The 16,610-nt window shown below is 35.2% G+C and carries 14 protein-coding genes and 1 tRNA gene; 4 read left to right on the top strand and 11 right to left on the bottom strand.

Annotated elements, in window-relative coordinates:
* Positions 1 to 21: 21 nt before the first annotated feature.
* The 6 genes from dapB to J2W48_RS03805 form a co-directional block, all read right to left on the bottom strand.
* Positions 22 to 729, bottom strand: a complete 708-nt coding sequence (gene dapB / locus J2W48_RS03830; RefSeq protein ID WP_310278334.1) for a 4-hydroxy-tetrahydrodipicolinate reductase — start codon at positions 727 to 729, stop codon at positions 22 to 24.
* A gap of 38 nt (positions 730 to 767) precedes the next feature.
* Positions 768 to 1,331, bottom strand: coding sequence for a DUF5683 domain-containing protein (locus J2W48_RS03825; protein ID WP_310278331.1), 564 nt, complete (start codon positions 1,329 to 1,331; stop codon positions 768 to 770).
* Positions 1,331 to 2,233: a ParB/RepB/Spo0J family partition protein gene (locus J2W48_RS03820; RefSeq protein WP_310278327.1), complete on the bottom strand. Its 903-nt coding sequence runs from the start codon at positions 2,231 to 2,233 to the stop codon at positions 1,331 to 1,333. The genes J2W48_RS03825 and J2W48_RS03820 overlap by 1 nt, the downstream gene beginning before the upstream one ends.
* 6 nt (positions 2,234 to 2,239) lie before the next feature.
* A complete protein-coding gene (locus tag J2W48_RS03815; RefSeq protein WP_310278324.1) occupies positions 2,240 to 3,007 on the bottom strand; it encodes a ParA family protein in 768 nt (255 codons plus the stop codon).
* A gap of 199 nt (positions 3,008 to 3,206) precedes the next feature.
* Positions 3,207 to 4,433, bottom strand: coding sequence for a hypothetical protein (locus tag J2W48_RS03810; protein ID WP_310278321.1), 1,227 nt, complete (start codon positions 4,431 to 4,433; stop codon positions 3,207 to 3,209).
* Positions 4,420 to 6,906, bottom strand: coding sequence for a DUF2339 domain-containing protein (locus J2W48_RS03805; RefSeq protein ID WP_310278318.1), 2,487 nt, complete (start codon positions 6,904 to 6,906; stop codon positions 4,420 to 4,422). Before J2W48_RS03805 ends, J2W48_RS03810 begins: the two co-directional genes overlap by 14 nt.
* Before the next feature lie 200 nt (positions 6,907 to 7,106).
* On the opposite strand from J2W48_RS03805, the gene J2W48_RS03800 reads away from it, so the two are divergent.
* From J2W48_RS03800 to J2W48_RS03790, 3 genes are all read left to right on the top strand, one after another.
* A tRNA-Pro gene (locus tag J2W48_RS03800) sits at positions 7,107 to 7,181 on the top strand.
* 296 nt (positions 7,182 to 7,477) lie between these two features.
* A complete protein-coding gene (locus J2W48_RS03795) occupies positions 7,478 to 8,713 on the top strand; it encodes a site-specific integrase (protein WP_310278315.1) in 1,236 nt (411 codons plus the stop codon).
* Positions 8,714 to 8,930: 217 nt separating this feature from the next.
* A complete protein-coding gene (locus tag J2W48_RS03790) occupies positions 8,931 to 9,200 on the top strand; it encodes a helix-turn-helix domain-containing protein (protein ID WP_310278312.1) in 270 nt (89 codons plus the stop codon).
* Positions 9,201 to 9,230: 30 nt separating this feature from the next.
* Here the strand turns inward: J2W48_RS03790 and J2W48_RS03785 are convergent, their stop codons facing one another.
* From J2W48_RS03785 to J2W48_RS03770, 4 genes are all read right to left on the bottom strand, one after another.
* Complete coding sequence (locus J2W48_RS03785; RefSeq protein WP_310278309.1) at positions 9,231 to 9,644, bottom strand: hypothetical protein; 414 nt, start codon at positions 9,642 to 9,644, stop codon at positions 9,231 to 9,233.
* Between the two features lie 11 nt (positions 9,645 to 9,655).
* A complete protein-coding gene (locus tag J2W48_RS03780) occupies positions 9,656 to 10,423 on the bottom strand; it encodes an RHS repeat-associated core domain-containing protein (protein WP_310278307.1) in 768 nt (255 codons plus the stop codon).
* Between the two features lie 312 nt (positions 10,424 to 10,735).
* Positions 10,736 to 11,776: a hypothetical protein gene (locus J2W48_RS03775; protein ID WP_310278304.1), complete on the bottom strand. Its 1,041-nt coding sequence runs from the start codon at positions 11,774 to 11,776 to the stop codon at positions 10,736 to 10,738.
* The gene (locus J2W48_RS03770; RefSeq protein ID WP_310278301.1) at positions 11,776 to 13,152 is read right to left on the bottom strand and encodes a hypothetical protein; all 1,377 of its coding nucleotides are present in this window, start codon (positions 13,150 to 13,152) and stop codon (positions 11,776 to 11,778) included. Before J2W48_RS03770 ends, J2W48_RS03775 begins: the two co-directional genes overlap by 1 nt.
* A gap of 62 nt (positions 13,153 to 13,214) precedes the next feature.
* On the opposite strand from J2W48_RS03770, the gene J2W48_RS03765 reads away from it, so the two are divergent.
* Positions 13,215 to 13,436, top strand: a complete 222-nt coding sequence (locus J2W48_RS03765) for a helix-turn-helix domain-containing protein (protein WP_026726915.1) — start codon at positions 13,215 to 13,217, stop codon at positions 13,434 to 13,436.
* A gap of 111 nt (positions 13,437 to 13,547) precedes the next feature.
* On the opposite strand, the gene J2W48_RS03760 is transcribed toward J2W48_RS03765, so the two are convergent.
* A complete protein-coding gene (locus J2W48_RS03760) occupies positions 13,548 to 16,607 on the bottom strand; it encodes a DNA polymerase III subunit alpha (RefSeq protein ID WP_310278297.1) in 3,060 nt (1,019 codons plus the stop codon).
* Positions 16,608 to 16,610 lie beyond the last annotated feature (3 nt).

Genomic DNA, 16,610 nt, shown 5'->3' with positions numbered 1-16,610 from the left:
TCAGAATATTTTTTAATTTTTTTATTTTGATTCTAAGTTCAAAACATCTTTCATAGAATAAATGCCTTTTTTACCTGCCAGCCATTCAGCAGCAATCACAGCTCCAAGGGCAAAGCCTTCACGGTTATTGGCAGTATGTTTCAGTTCAATGCTGTCTACAGTTGAATCATAAGTTACGGTATGGGTTCCGGGAACATCACCAACTCTTTTTGCAGCAATATGGATTTCTTTGTCTTTTGCCTGATCCAGCGTCCAGTTAGCATAGCTGCTGTTTTCAATAACACCTTTAGCCAAAGAAATAGCAGTTCCGCTAGGGGCATCCAGTTTTTGGGTATGATGAATTTCTTCCATCGAAACTTTATAAGAATCAAATTGGGACATGATTTTGGCTAAATATTCATTTAGTTCAAAGAAAATGTTTACTCCAAGACTAAAATTTGAACTTGAAATAAAACCGCCTTGTTTTTCGTTGCAAAGCGCTGCCATTTCATCATAATGTTCCAGCCAGCCTGTTGTTCCTGATACAACCGGAACGTTATTGTTAAAACAACTTGATATATTGCTAACTGCAGCGGTAGGAACACTGAAATCGATAGCCACATCAGCTGTAGAAAGCCCATCATAAGTATTAAATTCGTCTTTTTTCAAAACTATTTCATGACCTCTTTCTAAAGCAATCCTTTCGATTACCTGACCCATTTTTCCGTACCCTAAAAGTGCAATTTTCATTTTTTTATATATTTATTTAAATAAGAAATAAAACCTATTTAAAAATTGTAATTAAAAGTTAGTCCAACATTTGGTTTAAAAGTTACATCGCTGGGATAAATTTCTGGTCGCAAAGACAATCTTTCGTTAACATTAAACTGAATTAATGCAGCATCAACATTGGCATCAATTATATTTAAAACATAAAAGCCTATAACAAATAATGAGGATAGATCACGATTACGCTGGTAAAATTTTTGTGCATCAATTAATCGTGAATCATCAAGTCTCACAAATTTTACATCTCCTTCGTAACCTTCTAATCTTCTTTTATATTCATCCCTAACTTCATGGTATTTTTTATTATTGTCGAGATAAAAGTATAAACTAGTACCAATAGCACCATAAACCAAAGGTATTTTCCAGTATTTTTTATTATATGCTTGTCCTAAACCTGGCAAGATAGCAGAATAAAATGCTGCTTTGGCAGGTGTAAGCGGGTCTATTTCCTGCAACTTGGTAGTGTCTTTAGCGATTAAAACCGTTTCTTCTTTTACCTGGGCAAAAAGAGAGACGGTTCCTAAGAGAAAGAACAATAGACTTATGGGGACAATTTTATTCACTACCCGTTTATTAATTTTATAATTCTGTTAAAGTCAGCTTCTGAGTTAAACGGAATCGTGATTTTCCCTTTTCCGTTACCAGCGACTTTTATATCAACTTTTGAACCAAAATAATCATTGAAAGTGTTTTTTTGAGTTTCTTTAACCATAAATGAAGAATCAGTTTTTGCTTTTCCTTCTGCTTTTGGTTTAAGGCTTTCATGATAGTTTTTTACCAAGCTTTCTGTTTCACGAACAGATAAATTCTGGCTAACTATTTTTTGGTAAATATCGGTCTGAATATCTAAATCTTCAATGTTGATAATTGCGCGACCGTGCCCCATACTGATAAAGCCATCACGAATACCTGTTTGAATAATTGGATCTAATTTTAAAAGACGTAAATAATTGGCAATCGTAGAACGTTTTTTTCCTACACGCTCACTCATTTGTTCCTGCGTTAATTGAATTTCATCAATCAAACGTTGGTAAGAAAGCGCAATTTCGATAGGGTCTAAGTCATGTCGCTGAATGTTTTCCACCAAAGCCATAACTAATGATTCATTGTCATTAGCAATACGGATGTAAGCCGGAACATGTGTCAGACCAACTAAAGTTGAAGCACGTAAACGACGTTCTCCGGAAATTAACTGGTATTTATTGAAATCTAATTTACGAACAGTAATAGGTTGGATTACACCAAGTTCCTTGATAGAAGTGGCTAATTCCCGTAGCGACTCTTCATTAAAATTGCTTCTGGGCTGAAACGGATTAATTTCTATAGCGCTTATTTCCAGCTCAATAATATTTCCAACAACCTTGTCAGCATTTTTGTCTTCTACTGATGTAATGTCATTTTCAGGATCTTTCAATAAGGCTGATAATCCTCTTCCTAAGGCTTGCTTTTTAATTGCTTTTGTCATAAAAAACTATTTGCTGTTTTTCTTTATAATTTCCTGAGCTAAATTAATGTAATTAACAGCACCTTTGCTGGTTGCATCATAATTAATAATGCTTTCGCCAAAACTAGGAGCTTCACTTAATTTAACATTTCTCTGAATTACAGTATCAAATACCATATCGTTAAAGTGTTTTTGAACCTCTTCAACAACCTGATTGGATAAACGTAATCTTGAATCATACATGGTTAACAATAAACCTTCAATGTCCAGATCAGGATTATGAATCTTTTGGATGCTTTTTATTGTATTCAATAATTTTCCTAAACCTTCAAGTGCAAAATACTCGCATTGGATAGGTATAACCACAGAATCTGCTGCTGTTAAAGCATTTAAAGTTAACAGGCCTAAAGATGGTGCACAATCAATAATAATGAAATCGTATTCATCCTTAACACTTTCTAATGCTTTTTTTAGCATGTATTCCCTGTTTTCTTTATCGACCAATTCTATTTCAATGGCGACAAGATCAATGTGAGCCGGAATAACATCAACATTAGGAGCTGTGCATTTTACAATAGTTTCTTTAGGTGTATGGCTATGTTCAAGTATCTGGTAGGTTCCAATTTCAACAGAATCTACGTCAATTCCAAGACCGGATGTAGCATTTGCTTGAGGATCAGCATCAATTAATAATACTTTTTTCTCTAAAACACCTAATGAGGCTGCAAGATTTACTGATGTAGTAGTTTTTCCAACGCCTCCTTTTTGATTAGCAATCGCAATGATTTTGCCCATTTATTTTCTAAATTTTGAACCGTAAAAATACAATTATTTATGGTTTTTGAAAATCTATTTTGTTAACATTTGCTAAACTTTGATTAGTCGCTGTGTGGTGGGTGTTTGTTATAAATTATAACTCCGAAATTTCTCTCTATTCGGACTTTTTGTATTTGGGAAATAGCCTTGTTTCAGATTTAAAATTCCTAAAACAGATTTAATCTTTTCTTTTTAAATCGTTTATTAAGCTGGCGGTAAAATACAGAATAGTAGCTGCACCAAATAAAATACATGTCCACATAAACCAGGGTTGCTGCCAGACAGATTTTTCTTCGGATTTGTTTTTTATGTCTGCTATTTGTGTAATATCATAAATCGATGTTTGATGTAAATTATCAGGTATATTGTTTTTGAAACCTGAAAGGTCATATTGTGGCCCAATTAAATTTTTATCACCTGTTTTTATATTGTATTTTTCATTTGCATTTAAATCAGCAATGATAGAGATGGGTTTCTGATTGTATTTTATTGCTGAAATTGATAAAGGCAGATTATCATGATTTTCTATTTTGATATAAAAATCTTTTTCGAATATTTCCGGAATTGTGAAACTGTTTTTTGTGTTTGAATTTAACTCAAATGAGGCAATTTCCTGATTGTATATTTGAGATTTTCGCTTTGTCTTCTGTGTTGCTTTTTTGTAAATAATGGCTTTGCGGCTATAATAAGTTGGTTTCGAAATCTCAAAAATTATCTGATTGATGATTTGCGGACCATCAAAAATAACATGTATCTGAGTTTCTTTTTTAGATTGATCTTCTGTTGTTGGCGATCTCTTTGGCTTAATTTCCAGCCATGATTTTTTTTGAATTTGTGTATTGAAATTTCCAGCCTTCAAAATATTTACAGGAAGTGTTTTTCTGTCATCAAAGTCTATTTTTAGATATTTATAAGTGCTCAACGGATACGAAATGGTTTTGACAACACTCGCTTCGGTTCTACTATTCAAATCATATAACACTTTTGAATTGGATATCCCAAACCACTCTTTCTGATTATTACTTCCTGATATTGAATAGTTTTTTTCAACATCGGCATTAGCAATAAAAAGTGTGAGCTGATTGTTATTCTGAGTTGAGGGTATAGCAATAACGATTGAAGTGCTTTTTTTAGGGAAAACCGTTTTCGAAACAATGGTATATTCTTCAAAAGTATTTAATAATGCTTCTGAATTATTCTGAATAAAATAAGGGATCTCATTTCCTTTCGAATTAAAAATTCTGATATCACTTAAGTCCTGCTTCGAAAACGAACGGATATCCGGAGATAAAAGAATTTCATGGAAACCATTTTCTGTGATATCTTTTATTTTTCCCGTTACTTGAAATTGTCCAAACGAAAAGTTTGTCAAAAATAAGAGTATAAAAAAATTATTTAGTTTCATTTGTTTCAGCTGGTTTGTTTTCATCAATAACTAAAACTTTTATTTTTTGATAAACAAAAGAGATAATCAGAATTAAGATTCCTAAAAGGATGAACGATATTATTTTTCCGGTTTCAGAAATGTTACTGATGTCGTATAAAAATAATTTTAATATAGTTAGTCCCAACAGACTCAAGGCAATAATTCTCAATGTTTTATGCTGTTTTTTTATTCCAATGATTAAAAATACAAAAGCCAAAATTCCCCAAAGAACCGGAAAACCTGTTTTTATTATTTTAATTCTTGCCATTTCAATAACTTCATCAGCAATATACCCTTGTATGTACGGCAAATCAGATTTGAATGAGGCATACATTGGGCTTGACTGTATGTCTTGTAACGTAACAGGAGAATTCATTAGTACAAGACCGTGAAGCATAACTTCTGAACTGGCTATGTAAATTATAAAAAATGCAACAACCCAAACAAAATAACGGTTTTGAAAAATACTAAAATTTATTTTGCCGTTAATTTGAAATAATAGATAGCCAAAGTATAAAATGATAAACAAATAAATGTAGTGCAGATAAAAGGCAATTGGCTGTCCGTTTCCGGTTGCAATTATATCGGTATGTTCAAAAAACGAATAATTTGAAAATCCAAAAGTAAACAGGACAATATTAGTAATTGCAATTACAATAACTGCCTGATATCGTGAATCTGTTTTCTTTTTAAGTGAAGCAAAAGATAGTAACACAGAGAAAATCAAATGATATAAGATAGGGAGTGCAATAGCACTATTGCTGTTTTCTATATGACTGTTGGATTGGTAAGTGACTTCAAGAAAACCTGTTATATACGAAATTACGATGGTTAAAATTATAATGTAGTTTTTATATTTTTCAGTATTAAAAGCAATACTGAAAAGAGTGAAATTTTCATTTTCATTTTTTAATAAATACCAAACAGTCAATAATGATGCTACGGCAAAGAGGCCTGTTATAAATATTGGATTGATTATTATGGTTAAAGGCAGACTGCGATTATAAATAAGACTCCAGTCCATTATTAAGCTGATAACCATCAAAGCATGTACAATTACAGAACCGAATCTATAGCTTGAAACTTTTGATTTTTGAGAAAGCCACAATAATAATACAGCTTCTGCTGCCCAGAATAATGTAATGTAATTGCCTTCAAACTGAATAGGGACTGCAAGCGTTATAAAAGTTAGTGTTAATCCAATAAGCAAATAAACTGCTTTTTTGTCAAGACCGAATTTTTTATACAAAAACCAGGCATAAGTTAAATTTAATAATGCAATAATTGTAGTGAACAGGCCTCTTAATTCAGGATGGAAGTTAGATAAAACGGCCATTCCCGCTGCATAAAATAAGAAGGTGTTGCTTGCTAAAATAGTTAATTGGGTTTTAGAAAATTCTCCTTTTGTTCTTATATTATTAATGATATTCATTAAAATAAAAATAAAATAGAAGGCAAATCCAAATAATAAAGCGCCAGGATAATGGGGTTTGGCGTTTGCCAAATCATTAGCCAGCCAGCCTCCATAAAGTAACACGGTGAAAATGTAGGTGAGTATATTGACAAGATTCCATTTTTTGTGATAAGCAATAGCTAAAATTCCAATATTCAGAATGATGATGTAACTAAACAGCACTATATAATTTCCTTCGCCGGTGCTTACCATAAACGGAACTGCAAAACCACCTATTAATGATAAAACTGCCAATTCTACTCTGTTGTATGATAATGAAATGAGTGCGCTAAATGCGGTAATTACGACCATTATTCCAAAAGCTACACTTTGATTAAATAAATGATAATCATGAAAAGCGATTCCGATAGTAAAATAAAAGATCGCAATCGCTCCGGCAACAATTACAGAACTGAAAGCAGCATAATTTTTGCGCAGTTTATGGGCGATTCCCATAACCAATGCACCGCATAAAACACCTATTCCTACACGCGCCGGTTCGTTAATCCAATCTTTATCAATAGCATATTTTACAAAATAGCTGATGCCTAAAACGAGAATTAAAATTCCAATTTTATTGATTAGGTTCTCACCGATGAATTTCTCTAAATCAGGATTTTGTTCTTTGAAATTCTCCCAAAATGATTTTTTGGGAACAATTGGGGTTATTGGTTTTGTAGTGATCTTTTCAGTAACAGGAGTTGCTTTGCTTTCCATAGAAAAAACAACTTTTTCTGTTTTTTCCTCCGGAACTTCTTTCTTAACGATGGAAGCTGGAGCCAGTTTCTCTTCTTTTGGTTTTTCAAAACTGATTTCTTCCTTCGGAATTACAAGAGGCGCAACTGATGGTTTTTCGACAGGTTTTTCAATTGTTTTTAAAAGATCTATTTTTTTACTCAGTCTTTGAATGTCATCTTCAAGATTGTTAAAACGGCCTTTGATAGTATTTAATATATAGATTAGAAAACAAAATAACGCAACCAGAAGAAAGCTTTCCATAAGAAGATAGTATTATGTTATGATTTTGTAAATATAATAACATTTTAATACGAACATTCTTTTTTTTGTTCTTTTCATGTTAATTGAAATAGTAAGATTAAAGATTCACACTTACTATAATGTCTGATAATTAAAAATATTTCTTATTTCTTAAATTGTTTTGGATAAGCAAAAAATAGTTATATATTTGCACCCGCTTACGGGGTGTAGCGTAGCCCGGTTATCGCGCCTGCTTTGGGAGCAGGAGGCCGCAGGTTCGAATCCTGCCACCCCGACACTAACGCCTTCAAAGGCCGTCAAAACCCCTTAAATCATTGGATTTAAGGGGTTTTCTTTTTTATTCACCTCCAAAATATTCAAGTTATATCAAAGAAAATGGGACCTATTCGGCTACCCCTTTTCTTTTTTTACCTTTAGGTCCCAAAAATCATTTTAATACCATCGTTTTCAGTCTGTTGTGCTCAAATTTTAACATTTGATGCTTTTCTGAGTATGTCGGTTTTCAGCAGAAATCCAGCTCTCTTGGGACCCATTTAATGTGCAAATGATCTGAACATTAAATTTTTGAGATATGAAAACAGCTACTACAACATTTGGGGTGCTCTTTTATTTAAAGACACAAAAGACCTCCATACAAGGCAGGGCGCCAATATGCGCCAGGGTTACTGTAAATGGAAAACGCACTGAGATTTCCGTAAAGCGTTCGGTAAACGCAAATGAATGGGATGAAAGAAAAGGAATGGCAAAGGGCAGCCGTAAAGAAACTGTTGAACTTAACATGTTTCTTAACCAATTCAAGGCAAAAATTATAAATACATATCAGCAGATGTTATTGAATGATGCGGCGATAGATGGACCTGCAATCCGCGATAAGGTACTGGGTACGGATCATTTGGCACCAACATTATTATCCCTAATAGAATATCATAACGAGCAGCAGGAAATTAAACTTGCTCCGGGAACTATGAAAAACTACTACACAACGCAGCGGTATATCGAAAAATTCCTAAGAGAGAAATATTACAGGAATGACTTACTCCTTTCACAGCTTACGTATAAATTTATTCTAGACTTTGAACGCTACCTTTTTAATTATGTTCCCAAGGACCACCAAAAGCCACTGAACAATAACGGAATCATGAAGCATATTGAAAGGCTGCGCAAAATGATAAATATGGCTGTTAAGTTGGATTGGCTGTCCAAAGATCCCTTCGCTAGTTTCAAGAAGCATTTTGATAAAGTTGACCGGGAGTCATTAAACAACAAAGAGCTAATATCATTAGCAAATAAAGAGTTTACTATTGAACGGTTAAGGCATGTTCGAGATATGTTTCTGTATAGCTGCTATACAGGTCTTTCCTATATTGAACTTGCTGAACTTACCACAGACAAAATTGTAACAGGCATAGACGGAGGACTTTGGATATCTACAATCAGGGCTAAAACAGATACAGGTGTACGTGTGCCGCTGCTGCCACAGGCAATAGAATTGATGGAGAAGTATAGAAATGATCCGAGGGCTCTGAATAACGGTACAGTTTTCCCTGTAATTTCAAATCAGCGGATGAATGGCTACCTGAAAGAGATTGCTGATATCTGTGGGATAACCAAGACATTGACATTTCATATAGCGCGTCATACTTTTGCGACTACTGTTACACTGAGCAATGGGGTACCAATAGAAAGCGTCTCAAAAATGCTCGGCCATACCAGTATTCGAACTACTCAGATATATGCAAAGGTTGTAGAGTGCAAGCTTAGTGAAGACATGAATAATCTTAAACAACGAATGTCTACTAGTGTGTAGGACAATCAAAAATATAGAAATTTAAAAGGTGGTCGATATCGACCACCTTTTGTGTATGTATATGATAACAACCGCATTTCTCTGGTAAAGGGAAGCCACAATCAGCCAAACATGGTCATTATTACCTTTTCAATTCACTCATGAGTTTAATTTGCAAATGGTTTGTAAAAACTGTCAAAATCTAAGTTAGATATTGTTCAATTTAAAAGTGTGAATTATGAATGTAGATCTTATTACCCGGGATGACCTTGAAAGATTTAAAAAAGAACTGTTAGAAGAAATTCGGAGATATCAGCAATATCCGCGGAAACAAGGTCAGGAAGCTCGTGTATGGCTTAAAAGCTACGAGGTTCGTAAACTTCTAAATATTTCCGCTGGAACCTTGCAAAATCTGCGGGTGAACGGTACCATTCCTTACAACAAAATCGGCGGGTTAATGTACTATCGGTATGAGGATATCCAAAAATTAATGGATGGTACAAATTAACTCCAACCGACAACCTTATTTCTTAGGTTATTACTGTTTTATAAAATATTTCCCTTTGATGTTTTCTGCATAATGAAGATCATTTATTGAATCTCTTTCAATACAGATAGTCGTATTTTTATCATACCCAAAACATTCCACATCTAGATAATTCATTGGCTCTAGTTTTACTCCACCAATCGTAGGCAAATTTTCCCTTCTAGAATGTAGTTTTAATGGATAAGACTTATTCACTTTTATTTCCTGTTGCTTTCCGACAAGTTCTTTTTTAGAAACTATTTTAAACAAGGAGTCGCCTCTTTTAGCGTAGATAAGGTAGTAGTCATTAATAGAATCAATTTTATAGATTCTATATAAATTTTCACTTACTCTATTTGGAAGACTAGATTTACAACTTAAGGCAATAAATATTATAGCACTAACTGCAAGTATATAATTTTTCATATTATGAATGTTTAAGGTAATGTCTGTATAATAACAGGATTAGGTGTTCCATGTCTTGCTATAAACTCTGCACGAACTCCATTTGGATACCCTCCATTGGCAGCTTGTGGGACTACATTATTATTTGCGTCATAAACTTCTTGCACCACTGATCCAGATTGGGGAGTAGCAGCATTATGTGCTTGCTGATACACGGAGCCGGCTTGGCTTGCCGTACCAGAGCTTACTCCACTTGCCTTCGAAAGAGTAGCACCTTGATAAGCTTCGGTGACTTCATGTAGAGTGTCTGCACCTGGTTTAGAATATGCTGTGCTCAGAGCTGATAGTACTCCAGGATTAATTTCTTGATTTGCACTCACCGTATTACCGCCTCCTAGCAAAGGATCACCTGGTGCAACAGTATTACCCATGAAAGCACCACCTATATATAAATTTCCTGTTGATGTGGTAGTATTACTTGTTGCTGATACATTAACAGTAACCGAATGATCGTCAACAGCAGTCATCAATTGTGCAGCATCTGCAGTAAGCGGACCAGTGCCACTTTGCGTGTAACTTACTCTGCCTCCTGCATCCATTGCCAAAGTTAGTTGTCCTTGAACAGATCTTTGTAGTTCCTGCAAAGCGGCCTGGCTCTGAGCACCGGTAATGATAACATCATCAGGAGCCATGCCCGTAGGATCGGTGTATCTTACTGGATTATTAAACACAAATGAATATGGGGACCAGCTTGAGAATTCTTCACTCAGTGGGTCTGGAGAAAGCCATCTGCTAGGCATGTCGCCTATTGGTCTTGCATATATACCATTTATAGTATCCTTATCTACATTTCCTACGATTTCTTTCCTATCTACATGAAACTTTACAGACCCTATGGTGACAATACTATCAAGGTCATGCACTTCAAGATATTTCCCTTTGCTTAAGGTTGCGACTTTTGCTTTATAGCCAAACTGCTTAAAAGGATTTGCTGCTTCAATATTCTTTTCACGACGGGCTTTTTCTTCCTGCGATAATTTCTCCTGCGCTAACATAGAACCCGCAAAAAGCAGCAGTAGTATTAAAAAATAATTTTTTCTCATTGATCTGGTTTATTGCTTGTTAAAGGTATTCAATTTTTTGTTTTCGTACTTTTCCCTTTCAGTTTTTAATGATACGAGCCAATTAAGGTACATTTCTTCTGGCATGAAACGATAACCAATTTCATGGATATGTGCATATTCTTTTTCCAAAAGTTTAAAATCTGCATTTGCTTTTTTACTGTCTGCCTCATTTTCTACTTGCTTCTTATGAAGTTCTGCTCTTAAAATAAGTGCTGTTGCAAAATTTGGATATGCACCAATTGCAGCATCAGCACATTTCATAAGGAAGAGACCGTCATTTTCAGGAAAGGATTTTTGATAAGCGTTTGCTAAATCTATCAATAAAATTGCTATACTTTCATTGTTATTAAGAGCTTTCATATACACACCGTTTTTAATGGCATCCAAGTGGACAAAACCAGAAGCCATTAGCCATGAATCATTAGGAAATATTCCGCTGGTTAGCTCAGTATTATACCATCCGTTCTTTTTATTTTGGTGCTTAATATAAACATGGTTTGGCGCTAAGGCTAGATGTGCTGTAGTTCCTTGTTCCTCGCATAAAATCTTATACAAATAAGGTAATGAATGACAGTTCCCTTTGCGGGTGTATAACAGTTTTGATACAAACATATTGCTTATGTCTTGATTTCCAAATACATCATCGAAGTCATAACGGAAAGGGATATATTTATACTGTTTGTCTTTTATAACAATTGGAATGCTGTCGCACATTACCTGATATGCAGCTGCCCACTTATTTACGTCCTTTTTATCATTTTCCAGATATGCTAAAAACCTACCTTCTACAAGAGAGTTACACACAGCGGTGAGGATATGGATTTCTTTATCAACTTCAGCAATGTCCAGTTTTCCTTGCAGATATGCATTTTCGACTGAAAACACAGCCTGTTTGAAATTATATTTAGTACCGTCGGCCAGCATACTGTTAAGTGTGTTGAAGCTGTTCATGTACAGCGTTTCTTGGCTTTGTGCTACAGCAAACCCCGTGAATATAATATGTAAAAATAGTAGTAAATATCTTTTCATTAATCCTTTAATTGTTTTGTTGACTTAATTATTGCACCCTTAAATTGTTTTTCAATAACCTTGGTTTCTTCCCTTTGTTTTTCGCCTTTCATGGATTGAAGCCACTTCTGATATTCTTCCGGCGGCATGTTTTCATATCCTAAATTATCAATAACAGCATATTGCTTTTGCATTTCTTTAAGAAGTTCCACTGCTTTAGGATAATTGAGAATCTTTTCACGTTCCTTACCATCAGAAATATCAATTCCTAATTGCTTCACTACATATTTCACGCGTACAGTAGCAAGATTTGCATTAATCATATTTGCTGATATGCTATTAGGATACAATTCAAGTGCCTTGTCGATAACACTTTGGGCAAATTCATCATACCCGAATTTATGAATATAGCCTTCAGCTAAATCTGAAAAGTGTTTTGATAGTAGCTCCTTTTTTGATAAATTTTCCATATAAATCTTATTTTGTAGGGCTTCCGACTTGATATAACCAGATTGAGAGATATAAGATTCTGTTGAAAACATTCCGTTGGTCAATTCAATATTATACCATTTTCCGCGATCATCAGGAAAGCGTATATATGAATGATTCGGTGATAGAGATAAATAAGCTTCCGCACCAATTTCTTCTGCAAGAATAAGGTATAATAGAGGCAATGAATGACACTGTCCAGAACCTGTGGAAAGGAGTTTGGACACAAACATCTTTGAATAATCTTTAACACCCATATAGTCTTCAAAATCGTATTTGAAAGGCAAATGCGTTTGTTTCCCTAATTTCATTTCCTCCGAAAAAAACTGAAACAGTATATAATTTTTTGCTGAATTGCTATTATGATCATATTTTAATTCTTTCATTTTAGCAGTCAGAAATTCTCCAGTATGATGTATAATTTGGTCAAATTGGGACTTATCTGCTTTATTGTTGAAATACGCGTTTTCAATATCAAAATTTACACCTTTTACGGAATAATTATTTACGTCCAACGTAAGCATCTTATCAAAAAGAATCTTATATGCGGATGTACCCTCTATGTTTGATTTAGATGGTAGATCGTAATGAATTTCAGATCGTAGTTCATCTATGTCAGATTTCACACTGTACAAAGTCTCTTGACGAAGCTTTTCATGCTGATCTACTTCGTTCATAATACGCCTATTTTGCTGTTGCTGATAAGTATTACCAGATGAAGTTGAATAATTTGAAGTAGGTATAATAAAATTATCCATACTCGGTAAAATAAGAGTTGGAAGAGTTGGTTGAATTACGGGCAAATCTGTCTTGGGTACAGATTGACCAGAAGCTTGTGCGATATAAAGAAAAACGCAAAAGGCTATCTTAATAAGCTTGTAAATTTCGAAAAGATTATTATTTCTCACTTTATCTTTAACTTGGACGTACGTCCTACAGTATTTATTATTAGAACTCTGAATTTTGTCCTGTGAGGGATAAAGACAAAGAATATTTACAAAATTTTGGAGCCAACCTTAAGAAAATTCGCGAAGACAAAGGCTTTACTCAAGCCCAGCTTGCTATTGACAGCGATTTGGATATCTCCTATATCAGCCGTATTGAAAACGGCAGGATTAGTCCGTCCCTAATCTATCTAACACATCTTGCTGACGCGCTTGGCGTGGACATGAAACAGCTAATAAGCTTTTAGTAGGTAAGACTTTTCCGAAGCGAACATACAAAATATTTTTTCTATATCCTTACGGAAAAACCTCAAAAAGTAAAAACAAGTATTTTTACGTGGTTTCTTTACTGATCATCTTCAGGCACTTCCCATTTTATGTCGTGGCAGACCTATCTCATGCTCCTGCGGGTATGGCGCTCTCTGGGTCATGCTTATATCTTCGCGGATATTTCTATGCGCATCATATTGTTTTTCGCTACTTTCAGAATATCTTGGATCTGGTATAAAAGGCATTTTAGCCATCTTGGTTACTGTTATCGTAGGAAAGTGATAATCGACCTCCACATTTCCTAGCAACAGATAACATCCTCCTCCTTGAAAGGGATATTCTTTAAGACTGCCAGTAAAATGAGCAGTATCAAACAGTTCTCCCTCTACATCTATCCATGTTCCGAAAAACATTGCGCCCATCTTTGTAGGAACGTGCTTTCGAGAGATCAAATAAGCCAGCATTTTTACCGTTTTTTTGTGATGTTGTAATAAGTCTTTTGCCATTACATCGCCTCGGAATTTTGTCTGCAGCAGATCGAACGGCGTGCAGGAAACAGGGAAGTTTAATAATTCAATTTCATCGAAAGCATCTTCAAACCTTGAGCGTTCTAAGACCGGGAGATTGTATTCCTTTACTGGTTCCTGAAGAAGCATCAAATTGCGATTTTCAGGTTTGAAATTAACCAGTATCAGCCTTGCAATGACTAATAACTGGTTCTTTGTTTTTCCCGTGAAACGGAATGCTCCAATAAATATTAATATTTGGATTCCTTCGATGCCAATCGGTATTCTATTTATAAAATCTTCCAGTGATTTATATTCTCCATTTAATTGACGCTCGTTAACTATGTGCTCTGCTACTTTTGTTTCCAATCCTTCAAGATGCATAAACCCAAGGTAAACGTCGATACCATAAAGTGTAGTTTCATATTCGCTTTTATTTACACATGGATTATGTATTATGGCACCTGACATCCGGGCTTCATGCACATATACTTCAGTTCTGTAAAAACCTCCTTGGTTATTAATAACCGCAACCATAAATTCAATTGGATAATGTACTTTAAGATATAAGCTCTGATAGCTTTCAACTGCATAAGATGCTGAGTGTGCCTTACAGAAAGAATATCCGGCAAACGATTCGATCTGGCGATAAATTTCCTGACTAAGTTCCAAAGGATGGCCTTGACGCTCACAGCATTCAAAAAAGTTATCTTTTACTTTCTGAAGGGCGGATTTTGACCTCCCTTTTCCGCTCATTGCCCTGCGCAAAATATCCCCATCTGCAGCGGGAAGTCCTCCATAATGCAGGGCTATCTTTATTACGTCTTCCTGATATACCATTATGCCATACGTCTCACCGAGCTGCTCCTTAAATACTTCATGGAAGTATTCAAATTGTGTCGGGTTGTTGTGTCTGAAAATATATTCCTTCATCATTCCACTTTGGGCAACACCAGGACGAATAATGGACGATGCGGCCACAAGTATCTTATAGTTATTACATTGTAGTCTTCTGAGAAGCCCGCGCATTGCGGGACTTTCGATATAAAAACAACCAATAGTTTGACCACGACCTAAATATTGATTGCATAAAGCCTCATCTTTAGAAAGCGATGTATCCCTAATATCAACATTTATACCACGGTTCTTACGTATCAGTTTGACACTATCATCAATATGTCCTATTCCGCGCTGGCTCAAAATATCGAATTTTTCAAAACCAATATCTTCTGCCACATGCATATCGAACAGTGCTATTGGAAATCCTTTTGGTGGCATTTCCAGTACTGTAAAATTGATGATAGGCTCTTCAGAAATCAGTATCCCACATGAATGCATACTTCTCTGATTGGGATATTTTTCAAGCATCATTCCGTATTCTTGAACCATCCTCACCACCTTATTATTATCGTGAAGTTCTAGCGGGTTTTTAGCCAGGGCATCAAGTTCCTCTTTTGGCAGTCCAAATACTTTTCCGACTTCCCTGAATATTGACCGATATTTAAACTCAACATTGGTGCCGCAGAAAGCAACGTGCTCCACTCCGTAGCGGTTGAAGATATATTCTAATATTATATCACGTTCTTTCCATGACCAGTCAATGTCGAAATCTGGCGGGCTTTTTCGGTTTACATTCAGAAATCGCTCAAAATACAAATCCAGTTCAATAGGACAGATATCGGTAATCCCCAGACAATAGGCGATAATACTGTTAGCTCCGCTGCCCCGTCCTATGTGCAAAAAACCCTTACTGATACTATACCTAATAATATCCCATGTTATGAGAAAATAACCACTGAACTCCAATTCTTCAATGACTTTTAGCTCTTTGGCAACGCGCTGTTTGGCAATAATATTATCAGGTCCATATTTTTTTACCATTCCTTCCTGGGCGAGTTCTCTTAACCGTTGCATATCCTCATCACGGCTGTTGGTGAAATATTTTTTATTTCGCGGTATTCCGAATTCATATTCAAAATTGCACCTTTCAATTATGTTTTGGGTATTCTGAATTATAGTAGGATAGAGCGTATATTTTTCCAATAATTCTGAAAGGGGCAGCATTGTTTCTGAATCATTACAATAATCCTCCGTAGTTAATTTTGACCCTATCACGTTTAGATCAACAGCACGTAATATTTTATGAAGGTTATATTCCTTTTTATTCCTAATTGTAACAGGATGCAGCATCACCATTTTATCTAATCTGTTTTTCCATTTTTCTTTATATAATATAAAAAGTTCATCAGGCTTGATACCGATGTATTCATTTTCCTGTAGGTTAGCCGGGGCATTGCTGATAGGATAAATTACTATAACATTCACGAATGCCGGCGCAAGGACCGGAAGCGCTGAATCTTCAAAATTATGTTTTGTCAAAAATCGGCTCATTTCTCCTAAACCTTCGCGGTTTAAGGCAAGACCAATATATCGTAATGTATGTTGGTAGCGAAATTCAATTCCTATGAGGGGCTTTATAGATGCAGCCTGACATAATTTAATAAAATCGTAAATGCCTGTTACCGTATTGATGTCAGTAAGTGCCATAGATTCTGCTTTGCATTGAATCCCCAGCTGTACCAATTCTTCAACCGGTATAGTGCCATAGCGTAGGCTATGAAATGAATGGCAATTCAGGTACATGGC

The organism is Flavobacterium piscis (assembly GCF_031457575.1).
Taxonomy (GTDB): domain Bacteria; phylum Bacteroidota; class Bacteroidia; order Flavobacteriales; family Flavobacteriaceae; genus Flavobacterium; species Flavobacterium piscis_A.
The sequence above is the reverse complement of the archived record's forward strand: the minus strand, read 5'-3'. Positions and strand labels throughout refer to the sequence as shown.

Coding starts and splice junctions, on each gene's coding strand:
- dapB (WP_310278334.1), bottom strand. CDS start 729: ATGAAAATTGCACTTTTAGGGTACGGAAAAATGGGTCAGGTAATCGAA.
- J2W48_RS03820 (WP_310278327.1), bottom strand. CDS start 2,233: ATGACAAAAGCAATTAAAAAGCAAGCCTTAGGAAGAGGATTATCAGCC.
- J2W48_RS03815 (WP_310278324.1), bottom strand. CDS start 3,007: ATGGGCAAAATCATTGCGATTGCTAATCAAAAAGGAGGCGTTGGAAAA.
- J2W48_RS03810 (WP_310278321.1), bottom strand. CDS start 4,433: ATGAAACTAAATAATTTTTTTATACTCTTATTTTTGACAAACTTTTCG.
- J2W48_RS03805 (WP_310278318.1), bottom strand. CDS start 6,906: ATGGAAAGCTTTCTTCTGGTTGCGTTATTTTGTTTTCTAATCTATATA.
- J2W48_RS03795 (WP_310278315.1), top strand. CDS start 7,478: ATGAAAACAGCTACTACAACATTTGGGGTGCTCTTTTATTTAAAGACA.
- J2W48_RS03790 (WP_310278312.1), top strand. CDS start 8,931: ATGAATGTAGATCTTATTACCCGGGATGACCTTGAAAGATTTAAAAAA.
- J2W48_RS03785 (WP_310278309.1), bottom strand. CDS start 9,644: ATGAAAAATTATATACTTGCAGTTAGTGCTATAATATTTATTGCCTTA.
- J2W48_RS03780 (WP_310278307.1), bottom strand. CDS start 10,423: ATGCCTAGCAGATGGCTTTCTCCAGACCCACTGAGTGAAGAATTCTCA.
- J2W48_RS03775 (WP_310278304.1), bottom strand. CDS start 11,776: ATGAAAAGATATTTACTACTATTTTTACATATTATATTCACGGGGTTT.
- J2W48_RS03760 (WP_310278297.1), bottom strand. CDS start 16,607: ATGTACCTGAATTGCCATTCATTTCATAGCCTACGCTATGGCACTATA.